Source organism: Sphingobium sp. MI1205 (assembly GCF_001563285.1).
Taxonomy (GTDB): domain Bacteria; phylum Pseudomonadota; class Alphaproteobacteria; order Sphingomonadales; family Sphingomonadaceae; genus Sphingobium.
In genome coordinates, this window is the sequence record NZ_CP005189.1 from 311,071 (window position 1) to 330,054 (window position 18,984).

At 59.2% G+C, this 18,984-nt stretch carries 14 protein-coding genes and 2 pseudogenes; 8 read left to right on the forward strand and 8 right to left on the reverse strand.

Annotated elements, in window-relative coordinates; all coding sequences use genetic code 11:
• Positions 1 to 108: 108 nt before the first annotated feature.
• A pseudogene (locus tag K663_RS23440) lies at positions 109 to 325 on the forward strand (hypothetical protein); the annotation flags it as partial.
• 210 nt (positions 326 to 535) lie between these two features.
• Here the strand turns inward: K663_RS23440 and K663_RS17950 are convergent.
• The 5 genes from K663_RS17950 to K663_RS17970 form a co-directional block, all read right to left on the reverse strand.
• On the reverse strand, positions 536 to 2,287 hold the full coding sequence (locus K663_RS17950) for a flavin-containing monooxygenase (protein ID WP_062121432.1): 1,752 nt from the start codon (positions 2,285 to 2,287) through the stop codon (positions 536 to 538).
• Positions 2,288 to 2,426: 139 nt separating this feature from the next.
• A complete protein-coding gene (locus K663_RS17955) occupies positions 2,427 to 4,604 on the reverse strand; it encodes a TonB-dependent receptor (protein ID WP_083536013.1) in 2,178 nt (725 codons plus the stop codon).
• Between the two features lie 14 nt (positions 4,605 to 4,618).
• Positions 4,619 to 4,888, reverse strand: a complete 270-nt coding sequence (locus K663_RS17960; RefSeq protein ID WP_062121434.1) for a cytochrome C oxidase subunit IV family protein — start codon at positions 4,886 to 4,888, stop codon at positions 4,619 to 4,621.
• A 1-nt stretch (position 4,889) separates the two neighbouring features.
• Positions 4,890 to 5,477 (reverse strand): cytochrome c oxidase subunit 3, encoded by a 588-nt coding sequence (locus K663_RS17965; protein WP_062121435.1) that lies wholly within the window; start codon positions 5,475 to 5,477, stop codon positions 4,890 to 4,892.
• On the reverse strand, positions 5,471 to 6,058 hold the full coding sequence (locus K663_RS17970) for a hypothetical protein (RefSeq protein WP_145902366.1): 588 nt from the start codon (positions 6,056 to 6,058) through the stop codon (positions 5,471 to 5,473). The genes K663_RS17965 and K663_RS17970 overlap by 7 nt, the downstream gene beginning before the upstream one ends.
• A 997-nt stretch (positions 6,059 to 7,055) precedes the next feature.
• Between K663_RS17970 and K663_RS17975 the strand changes: the two genes are divergently transcribed.
• The 5 genes and pseudogenes from K663_RS17975 to K663_RS25150 form a co-directional block, all read left to right on the forward strand.
• Positions 7,056 to 9,326 carry a TonB-dependent receptor gene (locus K663_RS17975; protein WP_062121437.1) on the forward strand — a complete coding sequence of 757 codons (2,271 nt, stop codon included), beginning with the start codon at positions 7,056 to 7,058 and terminating at the stop codon, positions 9,324 to 9,326.
• A gap of 725 nt (positions 9,327 to 10,051) precedes the next feature.
• The gene (locus K663_RS17985; RefSeq protein WP_158511221.1) at positions 10,052 to 11,458 is read left to right on the forward strand and encodes an aromatic ring-hydroxylating oxygenase subunit alpha; all 1,407 of its coding nucleotides are present in this window, start codon (positions 10,052 to 10,054) and stop codon (positions 11,456 to 11,458) included.
• Between the two features lie 12 nt (positions 11,459 to 11,470).
• Positions 11,471 to 11,590, forward strand: a complete 120-nt coding sequence (locus tag K663_RS25305; protein ID WP_083536016.1) for a rubredoxin — start codon at positions 11,471 to 11,473, stop codon at positions 11,588 to 11,590.
• On the forward strand, positions 11,569 to 12,045 hold the full coding sequence (locus K663_RS17990) for a hypothetical protein (RefSeq protein ID WP_062121440.1): 477 nt from the start codon (positions 11,569 to 11,571) through the stop codon (positions 12,043 to 12,045). Before K663_RS25305 ends, K663_RS17990 begins: the two co-directional genes overlap by 22 nt.
• A gap of 83 nt (positions 12,046 to 12,128) precedes the next feature.
• Positions 12,129 to 12,293, forward strand: a pseudogene (locus K663_RS25150) (hypothetical protein); the annotation flags it as partial.
• Between the two features lie 13 nt (positions 12,294 to 12,306).
• Here K663_RS25150 and K663_RS17995 read toward each other — a convergent pair.
• Complete coding sequence (locus tag K663_RS17995) at positions 12,307 to 14,277, reverse strand: oxidoreductase (RefSeq protein WP_062121441.1); 1,971 nt, start codon at positions 14,275 to 14,277, stop codon at positions 12,307 to 12,309.
• 188 nt (positions 14,278 to 14,465) lie between these two features.
• Positions 14,466 to 16,118 carry a flavin-containing monooxygenase gene (locus K663_RS18000; RefSeq protein ID WP_062121442.1) on the reverse strand — a complete coding sequence of 551 codons (1,653 nt, stop codon included), beginning with the start codon at positions 16,116 to 16,118 and terminating at the stop codon, positions 14,466 to 14,468.
• A 672-nt stretch (positions 16,119 to 16,790) separates the two neighbouring features.
• Between K663_RS18000 and K663_RS18005 the strand changes: the two genes are divergently transcribed.
• Both K663_RS18005 and K663_RS18010 read left to right on the forward strand, forming a co-directional pair.
• The gene (locus K663_RS18005; protein ID WP_063619087.1) at positions 16,791 to 17,474 is read left to right on the forward strand and encodes an SDR family NAD(P)-dependent oxidoreductase; all 684 of its coding nucleotides are present in this window, start codon (positions 16,791 to 16,793) and stop codon (positions 17,472 to 17,474) included.
• 372 nt (positions 17,475 to 17,846) lie between these two features.
• On the forward strand, positions 17,847 to 18,530 hold the full coding sequence (locus K663_RS18010) for a hypothetical protein (protein ID WP_145902367.1): 684 nt from the start codon (positions 17,847 to 17,849) through the stop codon (positions 18,528 to 18,530).
• Between the two features lie 94 nt (positions 18,531 to 18,624).
• On the opposite strand, the gene K663_RS24420 is transcribed toward K663_RS18010, so the two are convergent.
• On the reverse strand, positions 18,625 to 18,801 hold the full coding sequence (locus tag K663_RS24420) for a hypothetical protein (protein ID WP_158511223.1): 177 nt from the start codon (positions 18,799 to 18,801) through the stop codon (positions 18,625 to 18,627).
• Positions 18,802 to 18,984 lie beyond the last annotated feature (183 nt).

An 18,984-nucleotide genomic window follows, 5' to 3' on the forward strand; every position in this document is an offset into this window, starting at 1 on the left:
CCTGAGATATCCAACAGCACCAAGTCAGCCCGTTGGACACCTCGAAAAACCGGTGGTGTTTGACGGCTTGCGGTGATTCACTGCCGGTGCGCGACAGCGGAGGCAGGGATGGTAGGACAGCCTGGGTTTTTCGATCTTGCGGACCGATATGAGGCGCTGATCGCTGCTGGCGATCCGCTGGAGCGGCCAGCGGCCGTGGTGGATTTCGAAGTTTTTCGCGGACAGGGGCTATCTCGCCATGGGAGGGCAGATCATCGACGCGACAGTCGTGCCCCCGCCCAAACAGCGGAATACAGAAGAAGAAGAAGAAAGGGCGATCAAGGAACCGCTGCCATCCAGTCGATGCTCGTTCTCGACTTCATGAGCGGAACTTGCGAACCCGACGAATCCGCAGGTGAAATGGTGCGAGGCACCACGGCACGATTGATGAACGCGGTGACGAGCACGCATCGTGAGGCTATGGAGACTTGGCTGGCCGCTTTGGAATATTCGACGTGATCGGTGAGGCCCGATCGTAGCAATATCCGTCCTGAAGTTACCTGTCGCATAGCCCCGCCTCTATAGCCTGAATGTGAAGCGCGGTCAGTCGCAGATAAAATCTGCTCATCGCAATCCCGAACGAATGAGCCAGCCACAGGCCTTTCTGCGGTCCTTTTTGCCAAACCCCGCTAAATTCTCGATCTTCGCCAACCTTCATGATCGGATTGAGTTTCGACGCGATATCCTGACCAAGCAATGCTTCCAACTGGCCTATAGGCGGCGTATATCCTGTCGCCCACACGATCAGATCGGCGTCGAGCCGCTCGCCGTCGGTCAGCTGGACACCCTTTTCGGTGTAGCGGTCGACCGAAACACCGCTCCGCACGCCAATACGACCTTCGATTATGAGCTCCGAAGCGCCGACATTATAATAATATCCGTGCTTGTTGTTGCGGAAGACGATGCCGACCACGCCCTGACCGTCCGGTCCGAAATTCAGGCTGAAACCGCGCCGTTCGAGCCCTTGCAGGAGCACTTCGTCCTGCTCACGCAATGCTGACGTCATGGCCGGACCGACAGCTTCAGGCAGCAAGCCGAATGGCAGAAGCGCACCCATCAGATCCGCATCCGCTGTCGCTATACGCTCGTCTTCGTAGAAGGCATAATTTACGGCGTGAAAGGTCTTTGCATCGACGACGTAGGTCGATGATTTCTGGATCATCGTCACTTCGACGCCGGCTTCGGCGAGGTTCTGCGCAACGTCATGGCCGCTCACGCCACTGCCGACAACGATGGCGCGGCCGCCGACCCAGTCCTCCGCACCACGATAGTCCTGCGAATGGACGATTGTGCCGGCGTAGTCGGATACTCCCGGTATCTCGGGGATATTGACGCCATCGTTGGCACCCGTTGCGATGACGAGGTGGCGCGGATGCAGCACCCGGCGACCGCCCTGCGCGTCCCCCCGCTCGATCTCAGCCTCCCATCGTTCGCTGGTCTCATCGAAACGGAGGTTCTTGATGGAACTTCCCGTCCAGACATTGAGGTCAAGGAGGGTCGCATAAGCTTCTAAAAAATCGGCGAATTTGTCTTTCGGCGTGAACTGCGGCCACGTCTCTGGAAACGGCATGTAGGGGAAGTGGCCAACGCTTTGCGGATCGTGCAGCGCCAGCGACGGATAGCGTTTGCGCCAATTATCGCCCGTCTGCTGATTGCGTTCGACGATCAGGGCCGTCAGCCCCAATGTCTTTAGATAAGCGGCCATCATCAGGCCACTATGTCCTCCACCAACGATCAGCACGGCAGGATCTTCGCTGCTGAAGGCCGCTTCCGCCTCCCTTTGCGCGCGCCATCCGATCCTGCCGATGACCGGCCCCATCTTCCTGCCTTCCGGGCGATTCTTGCCCAGCCGCGCAGGGTGCCCGTTGATCTCCAGAAGCTCGGTCACGAGAGCGACTGCCCGCCAGCCATGATCGCCCCCCGATGCGCGTTTCAAGCTGAAATATCCCCGGACCTTTCCGACATTGGTGCTGAAGTGGAAAAAGCCATTGCGCGTATCGTCGCCGCCGCTCGTCGTGATGCAGGGATGGTCGAGCCGCGCATCCCTCGGCGCGCGGTCAGCAAACGCTCGCTCCAGCGCGGACCGCATCGAATCGAGGCCGGAATAGCTCTGAAATCGCCAGTCGAAGACGAGCAAATCACGCCATACGCAGCGCCAGTCGAAAAGGTCGGACAATCCGCTGATGTCCTGACTGGCAAAAACGGCATCGAGCCGCTCAACCCATGAGCGTTCTACCGTATCGGACATCTTGACCTCGTTCGCAGAAAATTTGGGGTGGCAGAAAATCTCCAAGCCCCGGAACCACTATTCAGGGCGACGCCAACGTGACGCCGTACTCACGAGAGGCGACTGCCGCACCGTCCCGGCGTGGCAGTCGCCAGAAGTGTCAGAACTCGTAATTCAATGCTGCACCTACTGTGCGGCCGATGTTATCGTAGTTGAACGATATCAGGCCGCTGACGTTTTCACCCAATGTCGTGAACCGCTTATCAAACACGTTGTTAGCATACAAGGTGAGGCTGTAACCCTTCCCGCTTCCAATTGCCAGAGACAGGTCAACAACTGCATAAGCATCTTGCAAACCGACCGGGTTGGCGCTGTTCGACATCTGGAAGTTGTCGCGCCAGTCCCCTTTTGCCCGCCACGTCAGCGAATCGAATGCCAATGGCAGATTTACCTCATGGCGATATTCGGCTATGCCGCTTGCCGTCCACTTCGGAGCATAAGTAAGCGGCTGACCGGAAAGGTCGATCGTCGCTCCGGAAAAGGCATCGACCACCTGATAGCGCTGATACTTGGCGTCGAGATAGCCGACGTTTCCGCTCAGCGTGAGGCCACGTACCGGACGCAAGCTTGCTTCGAGTTCGACGCCTTTGGTCGTGGCATCTGCAGCATTGGCCACGATCTGGATGAAGGTGTTGTTAGGGCCGGCACCGACGATGTCGCGTTGCAGGTTTTTGAATTTGGTTTCGAACAGCGTCAGGTTCAGCGTAAGACGGTCGTCGAGCCAACTCGTCTTGAGGCCAAGCTCGTAGGACTCCGAGGTCTCCGGGTCGAAGCCTACCGCTGCGGCCAGCGATCCGGGAAGCCCTACGAAGCCGCCGCCTCTGTAGCCTTCCGCGTACCGGACATAGGCCATCTTGCCAGGTGCGAACTTATACTGGGCACCCAACTCGAAAGATGTGTTTTTGAAGTCCTCACTGTCTTCCCTAATATAAGGCGGGGGCGCTTCCCCTGTCCCGGGCAAGCCGAAGGCGTGCTTCACCTTGTCCCAACTTCTGCGTCCGCCGACTGAGACTGTCAGCTCGTCCGTCACGTCGAAATCGGCGTGCCCGAATAGGGCGTAGCTGTCGCGGATCACCTTCTGCTGTTGCGGGCTCGGAGCACCGAAGGCGAGAATACGCTGCGTCATCGTGCCGTTGCTATGGCCATAGTAACCGGCAATCAGCCAAGTCAGCCGACCGTCAAGATCGAACCCGCCCTTTTCCGAGGAAAGCCGCAATTCCTGCGAAAACTGGTTCAGTTTGATAGGCGAATCAAAGACCTCGAGGATTGGAAACGGGCTCATATCCAGATCGACGTTATTTACCGTCTCGTAGTGGCGATAGCCCGTAATTGAGGTCAGCTTCACCCCGCCCAGCACCCATTCGGCATTCGCGGTGACGTTATTCTCATCCTGCGTTGGCTTTGCCGTGAAGCCAATCCCCGTCTCCCCCCGTCGTCCGGCTCCAGGATTGCAGACGCCAAAAAAGACGCAACCGAGGTCGGTTGCCGGTGACACGTTACGCGCGCCCGCCTGCGAGGACCGATCCCAAATGTAATCCGCCGTCAGATACAGCTTGAAGTCGGCGCTCGGCGTGAAGAGAAGAGCGCCGCGGACAGACCCGCGTTTCTCTCCGCCCGTATCTGCACCGGGGACCAGCACGTTGTCGACCCAATCGTCGCGGCGCCGGAAGTTCGCGGTCACCTTCGCGGCAAGTACATCTGTAATAACCGGGAAATTCACGAGCGCTTGAACTTGGGCAAGATTGTAACTGCCATATTCAACCCCTACTCGTCCGCCGAACTCTCCTGTCGGACGGGTTCGACTGAGAAGGATGGCACCCGCGCCCGAATTCTTTCCCAGAAGGCTTCCCTGCGGCCCGCGCAGCACTTCTAGCCGCTCGACATCGTACAAGTCCGCGAGCGACCCGGACGACGTTGTCTGATACACGCCGTCCACGTAGACCGCGACACCGGGTTCCGACGAAATGTCGCTGTTGCGCGTATTGAAGCCGCGCAAGCTGATGGTCGCCAGGCCCGGCGATGTGCCCGTCTCGTTCAATGTGAGGTTCGGAACAAGACCCGATAGCGCGGCGATGCTCACGCTATGAAGCGCCTCAAGCTGCGTTGCAGGCAACACGGACACGGCGATGGGCGTGTCTTGCGCAGCTTCCGGGCGCAGACGCGATCCTGTCACGACCACTTCAATTTCGGGCTGGCTCGCGTCGGTGCCGGTTTGCGCTGACGCTGCACTGAAGGCCTGCAGCGACACTGCGCTGGCAAGCAACCACTTACCTAACATAATCTTCTCCCTTGTCACATTAGTATAATTATGAACAGAATTACTATCAGCAGCCAGGCGTCGAATAGCAGGCGAAATGTCAACGACACCACGCGCAAATCCATGAACTCATGACCTACGATCCGCGTCTTGCACCCCGCAATGAATACCGCGATGGTGCCAGAGATTGTCTTCGGCATGTCCAGCGGGCGCATGTCCACCGCCCCGGTCGACAGCAAGGTTAGGAGAACCAGACCGATCAGGACGATTGTCAGTCGCTTGCCGTCTGACCCACTGTCTTCCATGTCACGCCACCAGATACAGGAGGGTGAACAGGAAGATCCACAACAAGTCTACCAGGTGCCAAAAGGAAGCTCCCGTTTCTGCCGCTACGACATCCGCTCCAGACCAGCCCGGCCTACGCAGTCGCAGCGACAGATAAATCAACACCGCGATTCCGATCAGTACATGCAGCAGATGAATGCCCGTCAGCATGAAATAGAATGTATAGAACATATTGGTCGTCAGGCCGACGCCCGCATCGATCTTTTCTGAATATTCGACAGCTTTCATCGCAACGAATCCAAGACCGCAGGCGATCGCGCCGAACAGCATGGGAACGGCGGATCCCCCCGTCCGAGAGCGCACCACCCCAACGGCGCGAGCGACGAACCACGAACTCGAGAGCATCAGGAGCGTGTTGATCAAGGCAATGGGCTGTGACAGCGTTGCCGCAGAACTTGCGTAAAGCGTGGGCTCCGTCCTGCGATAGACCATGAAGGTCGCGAAAAATACCGCGAATACCACCATGTCCCCCGCAATCATTACCCAGACCCCCGCTTCTCCGGGAAGATGTCCGGCTGACGGCTTGGTCTCGCTGCCTTCAGCTACCACCGCTTCACCGCTTTCAGCAGGCTGACCGTCATGACCACGATCCACAGCGTGAATACGACTGCCACCATCCAGAATGCGAGCAATCCGTTCCATGCGAATGGCCCGGACAGGAAGTAGGCCACCAGAAATCCGGGCAGGAAGAGAAGCGCCGTCCAGAAATTCAGATAGGCGAGCCATCTCGGAAGAGCAGGATCGGGGCTGTCATCCACGAGGATTGCCGTGCCAATAGAGAGCAGTTGGAAGAAGCCGGGGCCAGCCGGCATTACCATGAAAAGCCAGGCGATGTCGTGCAAAAGCGCTATATCCTCGGCGGATCGATCCGGCCGCAAAGCGGCTACCGCCCAAAGAATCGCTCCGATGATCAACGTCGCCGACGTCAAGGCAGCCGTTCCGATCTGGCCATAAGCCTGAGCCGTTGTTCCCTTGATGCGCTTGGTTTCCGCCGCGATCGCACCGGCAAAAACGCAAAGCGCCGCAGCGCCGAGGAGCATGAAGATGGCACCGAGACGGACGCCGTTGGCATAGTGGCGGTAGTGCTCGGCGACCTGTTCGACGGTCCAGCCTGGGGACGGCGGCGGCAAGAAGTTTGCCGCAAACGGACCGTACGAGCTGCCGAATAAAATAAGCCCTATCGGGCCAGCCCAAATGGCCATGCGCTGCGCAGCTTTTGACATCCTGCCCCCCTATTTTTGCTTGATCGCAATACGCTAGTGTCGGCCTACTCCCTCGCAACAGCGAAGATTGGATGAATTGCGAATTTACTCTAAAGGCCGTGTAATCTGCAGGCCACGCGAGAATATGTCCCATCGCCTGCGCGAGCGCCCTGTGTCGAGCTACCGTTGCGACGGAGGGATGGAAAATCAGGACCGATATTGCTGGCCCGATCCCGGCGGGCTTATTCCTGTCGCCTCCATCAGACCCGATACTTAAGCCACTGCGAAGCTCACGAATCGCAGCCGACGGTCCTCAGAATGAAGCCCAATGAAATACTATTTTTTGCGCAACACCTCGCCCCGGACGCGGCGGCGGGAGTCGATATAGCGGCGTTGATGCCGATTGCAGAAGCCCAGCAGAACCTTCACGGCGCGGTAACCGCTGCACGGCGGGTTATCGACCTTGTGGGCGACCCTGGCTGAAGTTCCTCGGCTGGTGGCGTGAGCCTACTGTTCGACCTTCATCATGCCAGCGTCAATTCGAACAGTACGTCGCTTGGATGCGTGACGATCGCGGATTATCACCATCTACGGTGGAGCAATGGGGCCGCAGGGCGGGCCGATTCTTGCCGTGGTGCGACGAGACCGACCGCCGGCGGGAGGATTTGAAGCCGCAGGATATTGATTACTATCTCGCGACGCAGGAGGTTGGACGCCGCAACGGCAACCGCCTCGCCCTCCCCAAGCACTTGTAAATTCGATGCTAAACCATTCGACATCTGACTGCATTCGGGCTGGCGCGCCATATCAGGGGCACGCCGGAATTTGGCGTAATTTGCAATGGTTTCAACCACCGCCTTAAATTGACACAGCCGTGTCGCGCCGCGATTGGGCGCCGCGAGACAAATTTCTAGGAGCGGCATCAATGAATTTTGGTTACAAGACACCATTGCGTGCGGGCACGGCGTTGGGCGCTCTGTTGCTCGCTCTGGGGACATGCGGCGCAGCGTTGGCCGCCGACGAAAAGGCAGAGGCGCAGGCCAGCGATCAGGCGGCAGAAGCCACCGCTGGCGGCGATGCCGCCACCAGCGAAATCGTCGTAACCGGCAGCAAGCTTGGTAGCCGTCTCGATCGCGCGCCGGTCTCGGTGACCGCGCTTGATGCCGCCGCTCTTGAGCGCGAAAACATTCGCACCGTCGAAGGCATCGCGATTCGTACGCCGAGCCTCAGCTACGACAGCCCGACCAACTTCGCGCAGGCCTATATCCGCGGCATCGGCTCGCTCTTCCTGCTTTCCGGCCTTGAGTCGTCAGTCGCCACTTATGTCGATGGCGCCTACGTGCAGCGCCAACAGGGTGCCAGCCTGGACGTGGTCGACGTCAAGAGCATCTCGGTCCTCAAGGGACCGCAGGGCACTCTGTACGGGCGCAACGCCACCGGCGGCGCGATCCTGCTCGAGACCAACGACCCGGTCGATGATTTCCGCGCCCGCTTCGGCATGAGCTTCGGCCGCTTCAATGATGCCACGGCCGACGCGATGTTGAACCTGCCTCTCTCGGACGTGTTCCAGGTCCGGGTGGCCGGGCAGGTCAAGAACCGCGAAGGGTTCATCAACAACACCGGCGTCGTCAACGGCAAGAAGGCGGGCGTTTCCCAGAGCGAATTCCTGCGCACCAAGCTCCGGTTCGCGCCCGGCGACAGCTTCGACGCCGTCTATACGTTCGAATACAGCAACCGGCGTTCCAACGGCTATACCAGTCAGATGCGGGTCGACGCGCCGCTGTGCGCCGCATGCGTCGCCTACGGAATTGATCCGGAAAACGACAGCTTCTACGATGGGACCTCAGGCCCGAACCCGCTGAATACCGTCAAGTCCTACCTGCATCACCTGAAGATGAACCTCTATCTCGGTGACGTCACGGTGAGCTCGGTCACCGCCAACCGCTCGCTCAACTCCTGGGCCTACAACGAGCAGGATATTACTTCGGCACCGTTCGCCAACGCCATAGTGAACGAGAAGGGGCCAACCTTCACGCAGGATATTTTCGCGCGGACCAACTTCACATCGCCGCTCAATGTCCTGGTCGGGGGTAGCTACGAACGGGACCGCGGAACACTCAATACCAACCTCGTCGGCCTCGCCTACAGTGGCGTTCTCAACGGCGTGCCGTTCGGCAATATCACCGGCCGCAACAAGGTCAGCCTCAACAGCTACTCGCTTTATGGTGAACTGTACTGGCAGATCATCGAAGGTGTGAAGCTGACTGCTGGTGCCCGCTACAACATCGACGAAAAGACCATTCGCGGCGAAAACTCACCCGAGGCGCTGGCCCTTTTCGGTTCGCTTGGCGCGGCGCTTCCGGCAACTTACACAACTTCGGCAAAGTTCAAGAACTGGACACCGCGCGTCGTTCTCTCATACGAAACCGGCGATCACTACTTCTACGCCAGCGCGAGCCGCGGCGTGAAGAGCGGCGGCTTCTCCACTCCGTCGTTCGCGCCGCCGAACGTCATCGGCGACGAAACGCTCGACAACTTCGAGATCGGCTATAAGGGCCGGCTGACGCCGGACCTCAGGGTTCAGGCAGCGGCGTTCTACGGCAAGTTCAAAGATATCCAGGTATCGCGGGTCGGTCTGGCCGGCGTCGAAACGCAGAACGCGGCCAAGGCCACGATCAAGGGCATCGAACTGGACATGCAATGGAAGGTGAGCTCCACCTTCGACATGTCAGCCGGTGCCACGTACCTCGACAACACGTTCGACGAGTATCCGGCCGCCGCGATCGTGGTGGTGGGCAACGGGTTCCCCGTGCTGGCCAACGCTGCCGCAGACCTTTCCGGCTATCCGCTGCCACGGTCCCCGAAGCTGTCGGCTTATGCCAACCTGCATCATCGCGCACCGCTGACCGAGAACGGTTGGCTCAGCGATCTCTCGGTGACCGGCAAGTACACCTCCCGCTATGATTTCTATGCCGCGCGGGGTGGTGAACTCGGGCTCGATTATCAGGATCGCCTGGTGCTCGTGAACGGTGCGGCTTCGCTAATCAGCCCCGACGAAACGTTCGAGATCGGAATCTACGGCGACAATTTGCTTGGCAAGAAGTATTTTGTGACGGCCGCGACAACGACGTTCGGCGCGCAATACACGGCTGCCCTGCCCCGCACCTTCGGCATTAGGGCGTCAAAGAAGTTCTGATCGGCAGGCCGGAAATCCGCTAACAAAGACATGCGGGGCAGGCATGGCAGCGATGCTGCCCCATGCCTGCCCCGCATCGTTTCAAATGGCCGGATCCACATGGGGCGTGGAATGCGGTAACCCACGCGCGGTCGGAAGGCCCCGGATCATATGCCGTTTCGCTGCACCCTTCGGCGGACGGAAGCGGGATCGTCAACATCTCGCCTATAGGTGCGACAGATGCCTCCATTCACGCGATGGTGCCGTCAGCGTCCTCATACCTCGCACGCCGACCACCGATTGCGGCATAGTTCTGGATGGCGGGATCACCCTTATTTTCGGTGAGGGATTGCGGCCGAGATGAAGGCAGCTCTCCTAAAGCGCCTTCTTTTCAGACCGGCGCGCAGAATGATCTAGTTCATCGTGGCCGCGGAGGATGCCGCCGTCGACCATGTCGAAAATTTCTGTCCCGTGCGCGGCGTTCCGCCAGCGCCTATTCCCTACCTGCTCCATTAGAGCGCATCGCTGGTTAGAGACGCCGCCAGCCGACCCGGGCATTCAAGCTGCGGGTACAATTTTCCGGCGACTGCTGAGATAGCGGGTATCCATCCGCCGGTCTCGGCAGACGGAAATATGCCGGGCGAGCTTTGTAACGGATTTGACGAAGATCAATCATGGCTGCGCATCGATATGCTAGCACACGATGTGCCCGACAATTGGATCCGGGCTATCGCAGGAGAATGGAGATGGCTGCCACGAAATGCGCCCTTCCGGAAGAACTAAGGGGCTTCGGCACTGAGATTTCACCCACGTTCCGTGCGATCGCCCGGACAGACAGCAAGCCCGTCGAGGCTTGCCTAACTGAGGAAAGCGCGCCCGACATCGGCAACGAGCCTATTCCGGCCCACCGCTATACCTCGTACGAATACCACCGCGAGGAAGTGGAGAAGATCTGGAAGAAGTGCTGGCAAGTTGCCTGCCGCGAGGAAGAGATTCCAGCGGTTGGCGATCACCTCGTCTACAACGTCGCCGGGCTATCCTACATCGTTGTCCGTACCGGTGAGGACAGCTTCAAGGCGTTCAAGAACGTCTGCCTCCACCGCGGCCGCCGCCTGGTTGATAGCAGCGGTTGCGGCGCCAGCCACTTCAAGTGTCCCTATCACGCGTGGACCTGGTCGATCGAAGGCGACCTGGCCTGGTTTCCGGGGAAATGGGACTTCCCTGCGGTTAAGGATGGCAGCCACGATCTGCGCGGGGTGAAGCTGGAGCGCTGGAACGGTTTTATCTTCATCAATCCCGATCTCGAAGCCGGGCCGCTGAGCGAGCACCTGGGCGGGATCGACCGCCACTTCGCCACCTGGCCGCTCGATAAGCGCTTTGCCATCTGGCACGTACGCAAGACCATCCGATCCAACTGGAAGGTGGCGATGGAAGCCTTTCTTGAAGGCTATCACCTGATGATGACGCATCCGCAGGCGTTGCCGTCGGTGGCCGAGCAAGGAACCCAGTACGATCTCTGGCAGGATGGCAAGACGGCTTTCAGCCGCTCGATCACGCCGGCGGCCGTGCCCAGCTATCATTCCAAGGATACGACGGCACTGGACGCTATCAAGGACATGTGGGCGCTGCTCAATGGACTGCGGATGGATGATGCTCCGCCGCTGCCTGAGAACATCAAGGACCGCGCGAGCCTCGCAGAATGGCGGCGCGGTGCGCTCGCCCAGATGACCGGGGCGGATTATTCCGGCCTATCCGACGCGATGATGCTGGATTCGGTGCAGTACTGGCTCTTCCCCAACTTCTGCCCATGGCTGGGCGAAGGCCTGCCGCTGGCCTATGTGTTCCGTCCCGATGCGGATTCAGCCGAAACCTGCTACATGGACGCCTGGATGCTGATCCGCGTTCCCGACAATGCGCCGCGCCCGCCGGCCGGCAAGCTGATCGAGCTTGGCCCCGACGATCCGTTCGAGCCGCATATCGGCGCGATGGGCACCATCTTCGACCAGGACGATTTCAACATGCCGATGGTGCAGATCGGCATGCACATGTGGCCCGATGAACTGCCCGGCGTCACACTGGGCCGCTATCAGGAAAGCCGAATCCGTATGCTGCACCGCATGGTGGAAACCTGGCTGGGCCGTCCGCCGGGCTGATCGGAGGCGGCGATGGCGCGGTACGTCTGCGGCTATTGCAGGCATGTCTATGACGAGGCGGAGGGCGATCCCGACAGCGGGATTGCTCCCGCCTGCGAGTACGCCGACCGGTGCCAACCACGGCAGGCGTGATCGCCGGCGGCTTCAAGACAATATGCGAGAATCTCTCGCTCTTGTCGGCCATTCGCCACGACCAGGATGCGATCAAGGCGTTTGTCGAGGAAGCGGCGCGGCTGCATTCGCCGTCGAAGATCACCATGCGCACTGAGGCGCAGGACATCGAGCTGTGCAACCGGCAGTTCCGCGCTGGAGACTGGATCGCCATGGCTTGGGCTTCGGGCAACCGGGATGAGGCCCTGTTCCCGATCCAGACATGTTCCGCATCGATCGCAAGCCCAACAAGCTCATCTCTTACGGCAACGGCACATATGCTTTGGCGAACATTTGGCCCGGCTGAAAATGCGCCTGCTGTTCGAGGAGATCGCCCGGCGCGCGATCCCGCCGAACTGGCGGATGAACCGAAATGCATTGCCTCACTCATGGTCAGCGGGCTCAAGTCCCTGCCAGTACGCTATTGTCTTCGTTGACCTCCAGTGTTGCAATACGCAGCCCAATGATGGAACTGGAAAAGCCGCTATCGTCCATACACGCCCATTAGCCTTGCGAGAACGGCTACTGCGAGTCCTTCGATGGCTCGAACCGTAACGAGCTTTTGAACGGCGAGATTTTCGACACGCTGGCCGACGCGTCTGCGACCTCTGCTCAACGGAGATATGCCGGAACCACCTCTAGGCCGCCGGATAGGGGTTCGATTGAGTCCACGATGCTCTCATAGACGAAACCACTCCCTAGACTGTAGCGCCCGCCATGTGACCCTCACGCACTGCCACCGGCAATTGCCGCGCGGATTGGGCGTCTCCCACGATGAGGACCGCAGGAAATTGTCCTGCAAGGTTGTCATACAGCTTTCGATTGGAGTGGTTGAGCGAGACAAAAACCACTGTGTCGGCGGGGATCGCTTTGCGCAAATCGGTCGATGGCATGTATATTGGCCCGATTACGACCGTGCTGCTATCGATAGTGATCGCCCGCATCCTTGTATGTGCTTGGAAGCGGAGTTTCGCCAGCCGCTGCAGCGCGGGTTCCACGACCCAGGCGTTCTCGACTTTTGGTCCCACGGACAGATGCCTTGTGACGAAATGGACGTTCAAGCCGTGTGATGCGAGATATTCCGCGACCGCGATGCCCTCGTAATGACCCGCATCGTCAACCACTACCGCATTCTGGCCAAGACGTGACGGATTAGCGAACATGGCGTCGGTGCTGGACAACACATGTGGCAGATCGATGCCCGCGATCGGCTCACCGGGATTGCTGTTTTGAACGCCATCCATGCGGGGCGAGGAGCCGGTCGCAACGATGACCGCGTCCCACGGCTCCTGTCGAACGTCATCTGCATCCATGTATGTCGATAGCCGCACGGATACACCAAGGCGGAATATTTCCTGTTCCTGCCAGGTGGTGTAATCCAGAATTCCCTGACGCCCGGGCGCCCGGGCGGCCGCCAACACGGATCCGCCGAGCTTGGGGCTTGCTTCCGCAAGCGTCACCTGATGGCCACGGATGGCTGCAACCCGCGCCGCCTCCATCCCGGACGGGCCGCCCCCCACCACAAGGATCTTTTTGGACGTCAAGGCGGGGGTCAGACGATCGTCTCCGATCTCCCGTTCGAAACCTACTCCTGGATTAACGGTGCAGCCCATACGGTAAGGCGGTTCGAACAACCGTGCCGAGCAGCCCTGATTGCAGCCGATGCAAGGTCGCACATGATCGGGATGGCCTGCCGCCGTCTTGTTGACAAGCTCCGGATCCGCGATCAGGGCGCGCACATAGGAAATCATGGACGCATCGCCATCGCGTATGACCTGATCGCCCTCCTCCAGGGTGCGGAAGCGGCCGGTGACGATGCTGGGAAGGGATACGCCGCGCGTGATCGGCGAACTCGTCGGCATTTCGTATCCGGCCGGTTCATGCATCGCGCCGATCATCTTCGCGGCGGTCTGGTAGTTGCCCAGCGAAACGTTGACATAATCGATAAGCTGGCGGTCGGCGCAATAGCGCGCAAGTTCCAGGTTGTCTTCGACCCCGACACCGCCCACCATCGCATCCGATGCAACGCGGATGCCGACGGGATAACCGGAGGGAACCGACGAGCGGATCCCCTCCAGCACTTCGCGCAGGAAACGGATACGGTTTTCGAACGTGCCGCCATAATCGTCCGTACGCGCATTCAGGGCCGGCGAGAAAAACTGCTGCGGCAGATAGCCATGCGCCGCATGAACCTCGACTCCGTCAATACCCCACTCCACGCATCGGCAGGCCGCTGCCGCGTACGACTCTACGACCTCATCGATCATCGCCTTGGTCATGGGAATAGCCGGGACGCCGACGATGAGGCCGGGCAGATCGGAGGACGACCAGGGCGGGCTCCCGTCCAACGGTTGCGAATTGTGGCCGCCATGCCAGAGCTGTTGGAACAGTTTCATTCCAGTAGGGCGAACGGCGTCGATCAGCTTGCGATAGCCCGTCTCGATATCCGGCAAAAACGCGTTAATCGAACCGGGCGAAGACCAGTGAACGGCCAAAATCTCGATGATCGACAAGCCCACGCCGCCTTTGCCCCGTGCAACGTGGTACGCAATCAGATCGTCATTGACCACGCCTCCGCCCAGGAAAGTGGCGTGAGCCGCTCGCACCACGCGGTTGCGAATTTCAACGTCTGCGATGCGTTGAGGCGTGAGAATATGGGTAAGCGACATAGCAACGAACTCCGAAATCCATGCGGTTATCAGGCCGGAGGCACATTGCTGTTCCCTCGAGTTTCCAGACCCTCTAAACGGAGGTTGTCCTACACTCCACATCATGGCGTAACAACGGTCGTCCTCGCTCGCGAGCCCGACCGCCGCTAGTGGCTGATGGTGCGCTTCGGCGGCCGGGAGGAGCGATATCAGCAGGCTCTGCGCAGTTCGAACCCTTCATAGCCGTTATCGGCGACTTTCGCGCAGGTTGCGCGATAGGCGGGGCCACCCCCGGCATAGACGAGGGATTTGCGTTCCTGCCGCCCTGCGACGTTGGTGTTGACGCCGAGAAACCAGCTGTCGGCATCGGCGAGCAAGGTCTTGGCGATGGTTTCGTAGACGCTGGCGGTCCATTTGTCCTCAGCGGCCTGGATCGGTTCGGCGTAGCTCATCCCATGGTCGCGCATATGTGCCAACATGGAGCTGACCCATTCCACCTGATGCTGTCCGCACAGAGGAATGTTGCAAAAGCTCGCTCCGTTGTGCGCGGCAACGAGCGTGAAGAAGTTCGGGAAGCCGACGATCTGCAATCCGAGGTAGGTCTGGGGCCCCTCCGCCCAGACGTCCTTGAGCGTCTGGCCCTTGTCACCCACGATGCGGATGCGATCGAGCGCGCCCGTTACCGCATCGAACCCGGTGGCGAAAATGATCACGTCGAGCGGGTATTCGACGCCCCCCTGGGTCGCGATGCCTGTCTCGGTGAGTTCCTTGATCGGGTCTTCCCGGAGATCGACGAGATGCACGTTCGGCTGGTTGAACACTTCGTAATAGCCCGACTCCATGGGAACGCGCTTGCTTCCGAAGGGATGATTGGTGGGGATGAGCTTTTCCGCAATTGCAGGATCCTTGACCCGTTCGCGGACCTTGCGGGCCACAAACTCGGCAACGACGGCGTTGGCGTCCTTGTCGAACAATACATCGTGATAGTTTCCGAGCCACATCCCGTAACCGGGAGCCTTGTAGAGTTGAGAGAAAAACCGCTCTCGCTCCTCGGGTGCGGCTTCCAGCGCGGATGTTTCGGAAAACTTGTGCGGAAAACCCGCAAAGGTTTCCATGCACAGCGCGATCTGCTGGGGGAGTTCGGCCCGGATCTGCGCTCGATCTTCCTCGCTCAGTGGAGCATTGCCCAGCGGCACGCACCAGTTCGGCGTGCGCTGAAACACGAACAACTCACCGGCTGTCTTGGCCACCTCGGTAATGATCTGGACCCCGGTCGAGCCGGTTCCTACCACGCCCACGCGCTTGCCGCGAAAATCGGTCGGCGCAGGACCGGTGCCGCCGGACGGATCATGCGGCCAGAAGAAGGAGGAGTAAAGCTCGCCCTGGTAGCGGTCGATACCGGCATAGGAGGGCATCTGCGGGATCGATAGCGGCCCGGTGGCGGATATGAGGTAGCGGCACGAGGCGGTTGAGCCGTCCTCCAGTGTCACGGTCCAGTCGTTTCGGGTTGCATCGTATTCGGCACTGACGACACGCGCGTTGAAGGTGTAGTCCTTACGCACGTCCATGCGCTTTTCCGCCCAGCGGATATATTCGAGAACCTCGGGCTGTCCGATGAACCGTTCCGACCAGTTCCACCCGCTCGCCAGTTCCTCGCACCAGGAATAGCCGTAGACGTAGCTTTCGGTGTCCACCCGGCAACCAGGATAGCGGTTCTGGAACCAGGTTCCGCCAATGTCCGCCGCCATTTCGAAGCCCTTTACAGACATTCCCATGCTGCGAAGCTTATAAAGCTGGTACAAACCAGAGAAACCGGCACCAATGACAATTGCATCGAAAAATGGATCGTTACCAGAAGACATAATATTCACTCTCCACAGATATTAATAGCGCTACTAATGAGCGCGGATCATTAGGCCGATACAATTGTGACGTTGACGAAATCATTTTTCGCGCACGGTATGGCAGGATTTGGGCACACGGAAATCGGTGACCAGCAGTTGTTGGCATCTCGGGTTTACCGGCCTGCTTCCTCCTTGCTGGATCGCAGCACCCCAATTTTCATGCGCTTTTCTCCGTCGCCCGGCCCCACCTCCCGGCCTCCACGGAATGAAATATGCCGGGCTGCCTTTGCAACGGCTTTGACGAAGATCAATTATGCCTGCCAAACGGTATGTCGGCATTTGATGTGTCGGGAAAACGGATCCCGGCCTAATGTCATCAACCCCGATCTCGAAGCCGGGCCGCTGAGGATCGTCTTGGAGGGATCGACCTCCACTTCGCCACCCGTCTGCTCGACAAGCGCTACGCCATCTGGCAATTGCCCCCGGAACCTTGAGCGGAGAGCCCCGGTTGAGGCCGATCGACGGAACGGGCTATCATGCCATGGTAGCATGCACCCATGGCCCGGTGATCAAAGAGGCGGCATGAACGACCACAGGCCTTAGGTTAATCCAGCCGCCAAGTTATCCAGAAAGGCGGCACAACCTCACATTTCCCTGATCCATCTGGTCGAACACAAAAGGAGAGCGAGAATGTCCGAAAAATACGGAAGGTTTGCTCGTCAGCGTGTGCTGGTGACGAGCGCCGATATATACATGGGACCGGCGATCGTGGATCGCTTCACCGGTGAAGACGCTGATGTAACCGCAGATGTGGGACGATACAGCGCTCCTGATGAACCTGCCGCTATCATCGCAGAAGCTGGCCACATAGATATTCTAGTTCTCAATCTTCTTCCCGAAAACTTCATCCGGCAACTGGCCACCGATACGGATGAGACAGAATGGTTGCGGATGTTTGAGTTGCTGGTTCATCCGACCATGCGGTTCGTCAAAGCTGTGCTTCCTCAAATGATCGAGCGCAGATCGGGCAAAATCGTTGCCGTTACGAGCGCAGCCCCACTTCGGGCGATAGAAGCGGTCTCAAGCTACACGGCTGCGCGGGGCGCGCAGAACGCGTATGTCCGGGCTGTTGGAGCCGAAATCGCGCCCTTCAACATCCAGTTCAACGCGATTGGCCAAAATTACGTTTATGGAGGCTATCCGGCCAACGCGATGGATGATCCCGTGATCCGCGAAAAAGTCATGCGCGATGTACCGGCCAGGCGGTTCGCCGAAGGCTGGGAACAAGCAGAGCTAGTGCTTTTCCTCGCCTCCCAAAACAGCAATTTTATTTCGGGCCAGGTTGTCCCCTTCTCCGGCGGCTGGGTAACTTAGATGTGCGGCGGGCACTCCGATCGGCAGCCCGTCACCTCGTCCGCGCCATCCAGCCGTGAGGTGTCGCCGCGTTGCTGGACAGTTTGGCGGCGGGATCAGGCTGACTCCCGTTGTCGTTCACACCGCCTGTTTTGATCATCTTAAGCGTTACACGCGAACGTCCTCACCGTATGGCAACCGGGCGGGGAGAGGCCCATGGCACCCGATCTGGCGCGATATGCGATGCTTTTGCGCGCCCGCTACAAAATCCGGCCGCATATTGTGCGGGGACTGTAAAAATGCATTGGAGGGCGCGGCATGAACAGGAAAATACACCAAGCTTGCACGTATGGCGGTCTTGTCTTCGTGGTCCTTTTCGGGATCGGATGGGCTTTGATCGCAGGCTTTGTCCCGCCCCCTCCGCCGACAACCCCTGCCGCCGACATCGCGGCATTTTATGCCGATCATCGCTTCATTATCATCGCCGGAATGTTCGTCGTCATGGTAGGCGTCGGGTGCCTGATGCCGTTCATGGCTTCGGTCAGCGTGCAGCTCGCCCGCATCGAAGGACGATGGCCGGTGCTGGCGGTCAGCCAGGTCACCATCGGCGTCATCAACACCGTGTTGCTGCTCATACCCGTGGTGATGTGGACCGCTCTCGCGTTTCGTCCTGATCGGGATCCGACACTCATCGAATTGTTGAACGATACCGCATGGATGTTCATGCTCTGGCCGTTCTCAACTGCATCCATCCAGAACATCATCGTCGGTGCCTGCATCCTTACCGACAAAAGCAGCGCCCCGGTCTACCCGCGCTGGTTCGGCTATTTCAACCTGTGGACCTCGATCCTTCTTGCGGGGGGCGGGATCATGCCGTTCTTCATGCACGGCCCCTTCGCTTGGAACGGTCTGTTCGGGTTCTGGACGCCGGCCGTCACATACCTGTTCTGGATTTCCATGCTGATGTACTTCACCCTGCGCGCGATCAATGCGCAGGCTCAAGACGAGGCTCAATCGCAGGAACGTGACGGTGCAGGAAACGTGACCGCAACGAAGGTTGCAACCAGCACCTGCTAGCTGAGGCTGGGACCACCATGGTCTGAATGCAAAAAATGAGAGGCGCCCTCATAGGGGTGCCTCTCCTGCGCACAACCGTCGAACTTTCTGGCGCTCAGTCGATATTGCCGAGCCCCGCCTGCTCCTGCGGTTTCAGCGCGGCAAGCAGCATAATTGAGGTGGCCAAGATCCAAATCCCGAAGATCACGAGCGGAATCCAGTAGATGAAGAAGCCATGCCAGGCAAACGGGCCGGTGCGTGGAATGAAAGCAGAGGCGCCGATCTCGAACATAAAAACGGTCCGCAGAGTGTAATATCCGTACCAACGGGAAACGGCGACAGCGCATCATTATTGCAGAAACCAAGGCAGGCAACGACGATCGCGACTAATTGGAAGATGAAGTACTGATCCGTGGTGAGCGATATGCTATCGTACCGTCTTGAGTTGGCTTTGGCACGCGCGGAAAGGGCAAGA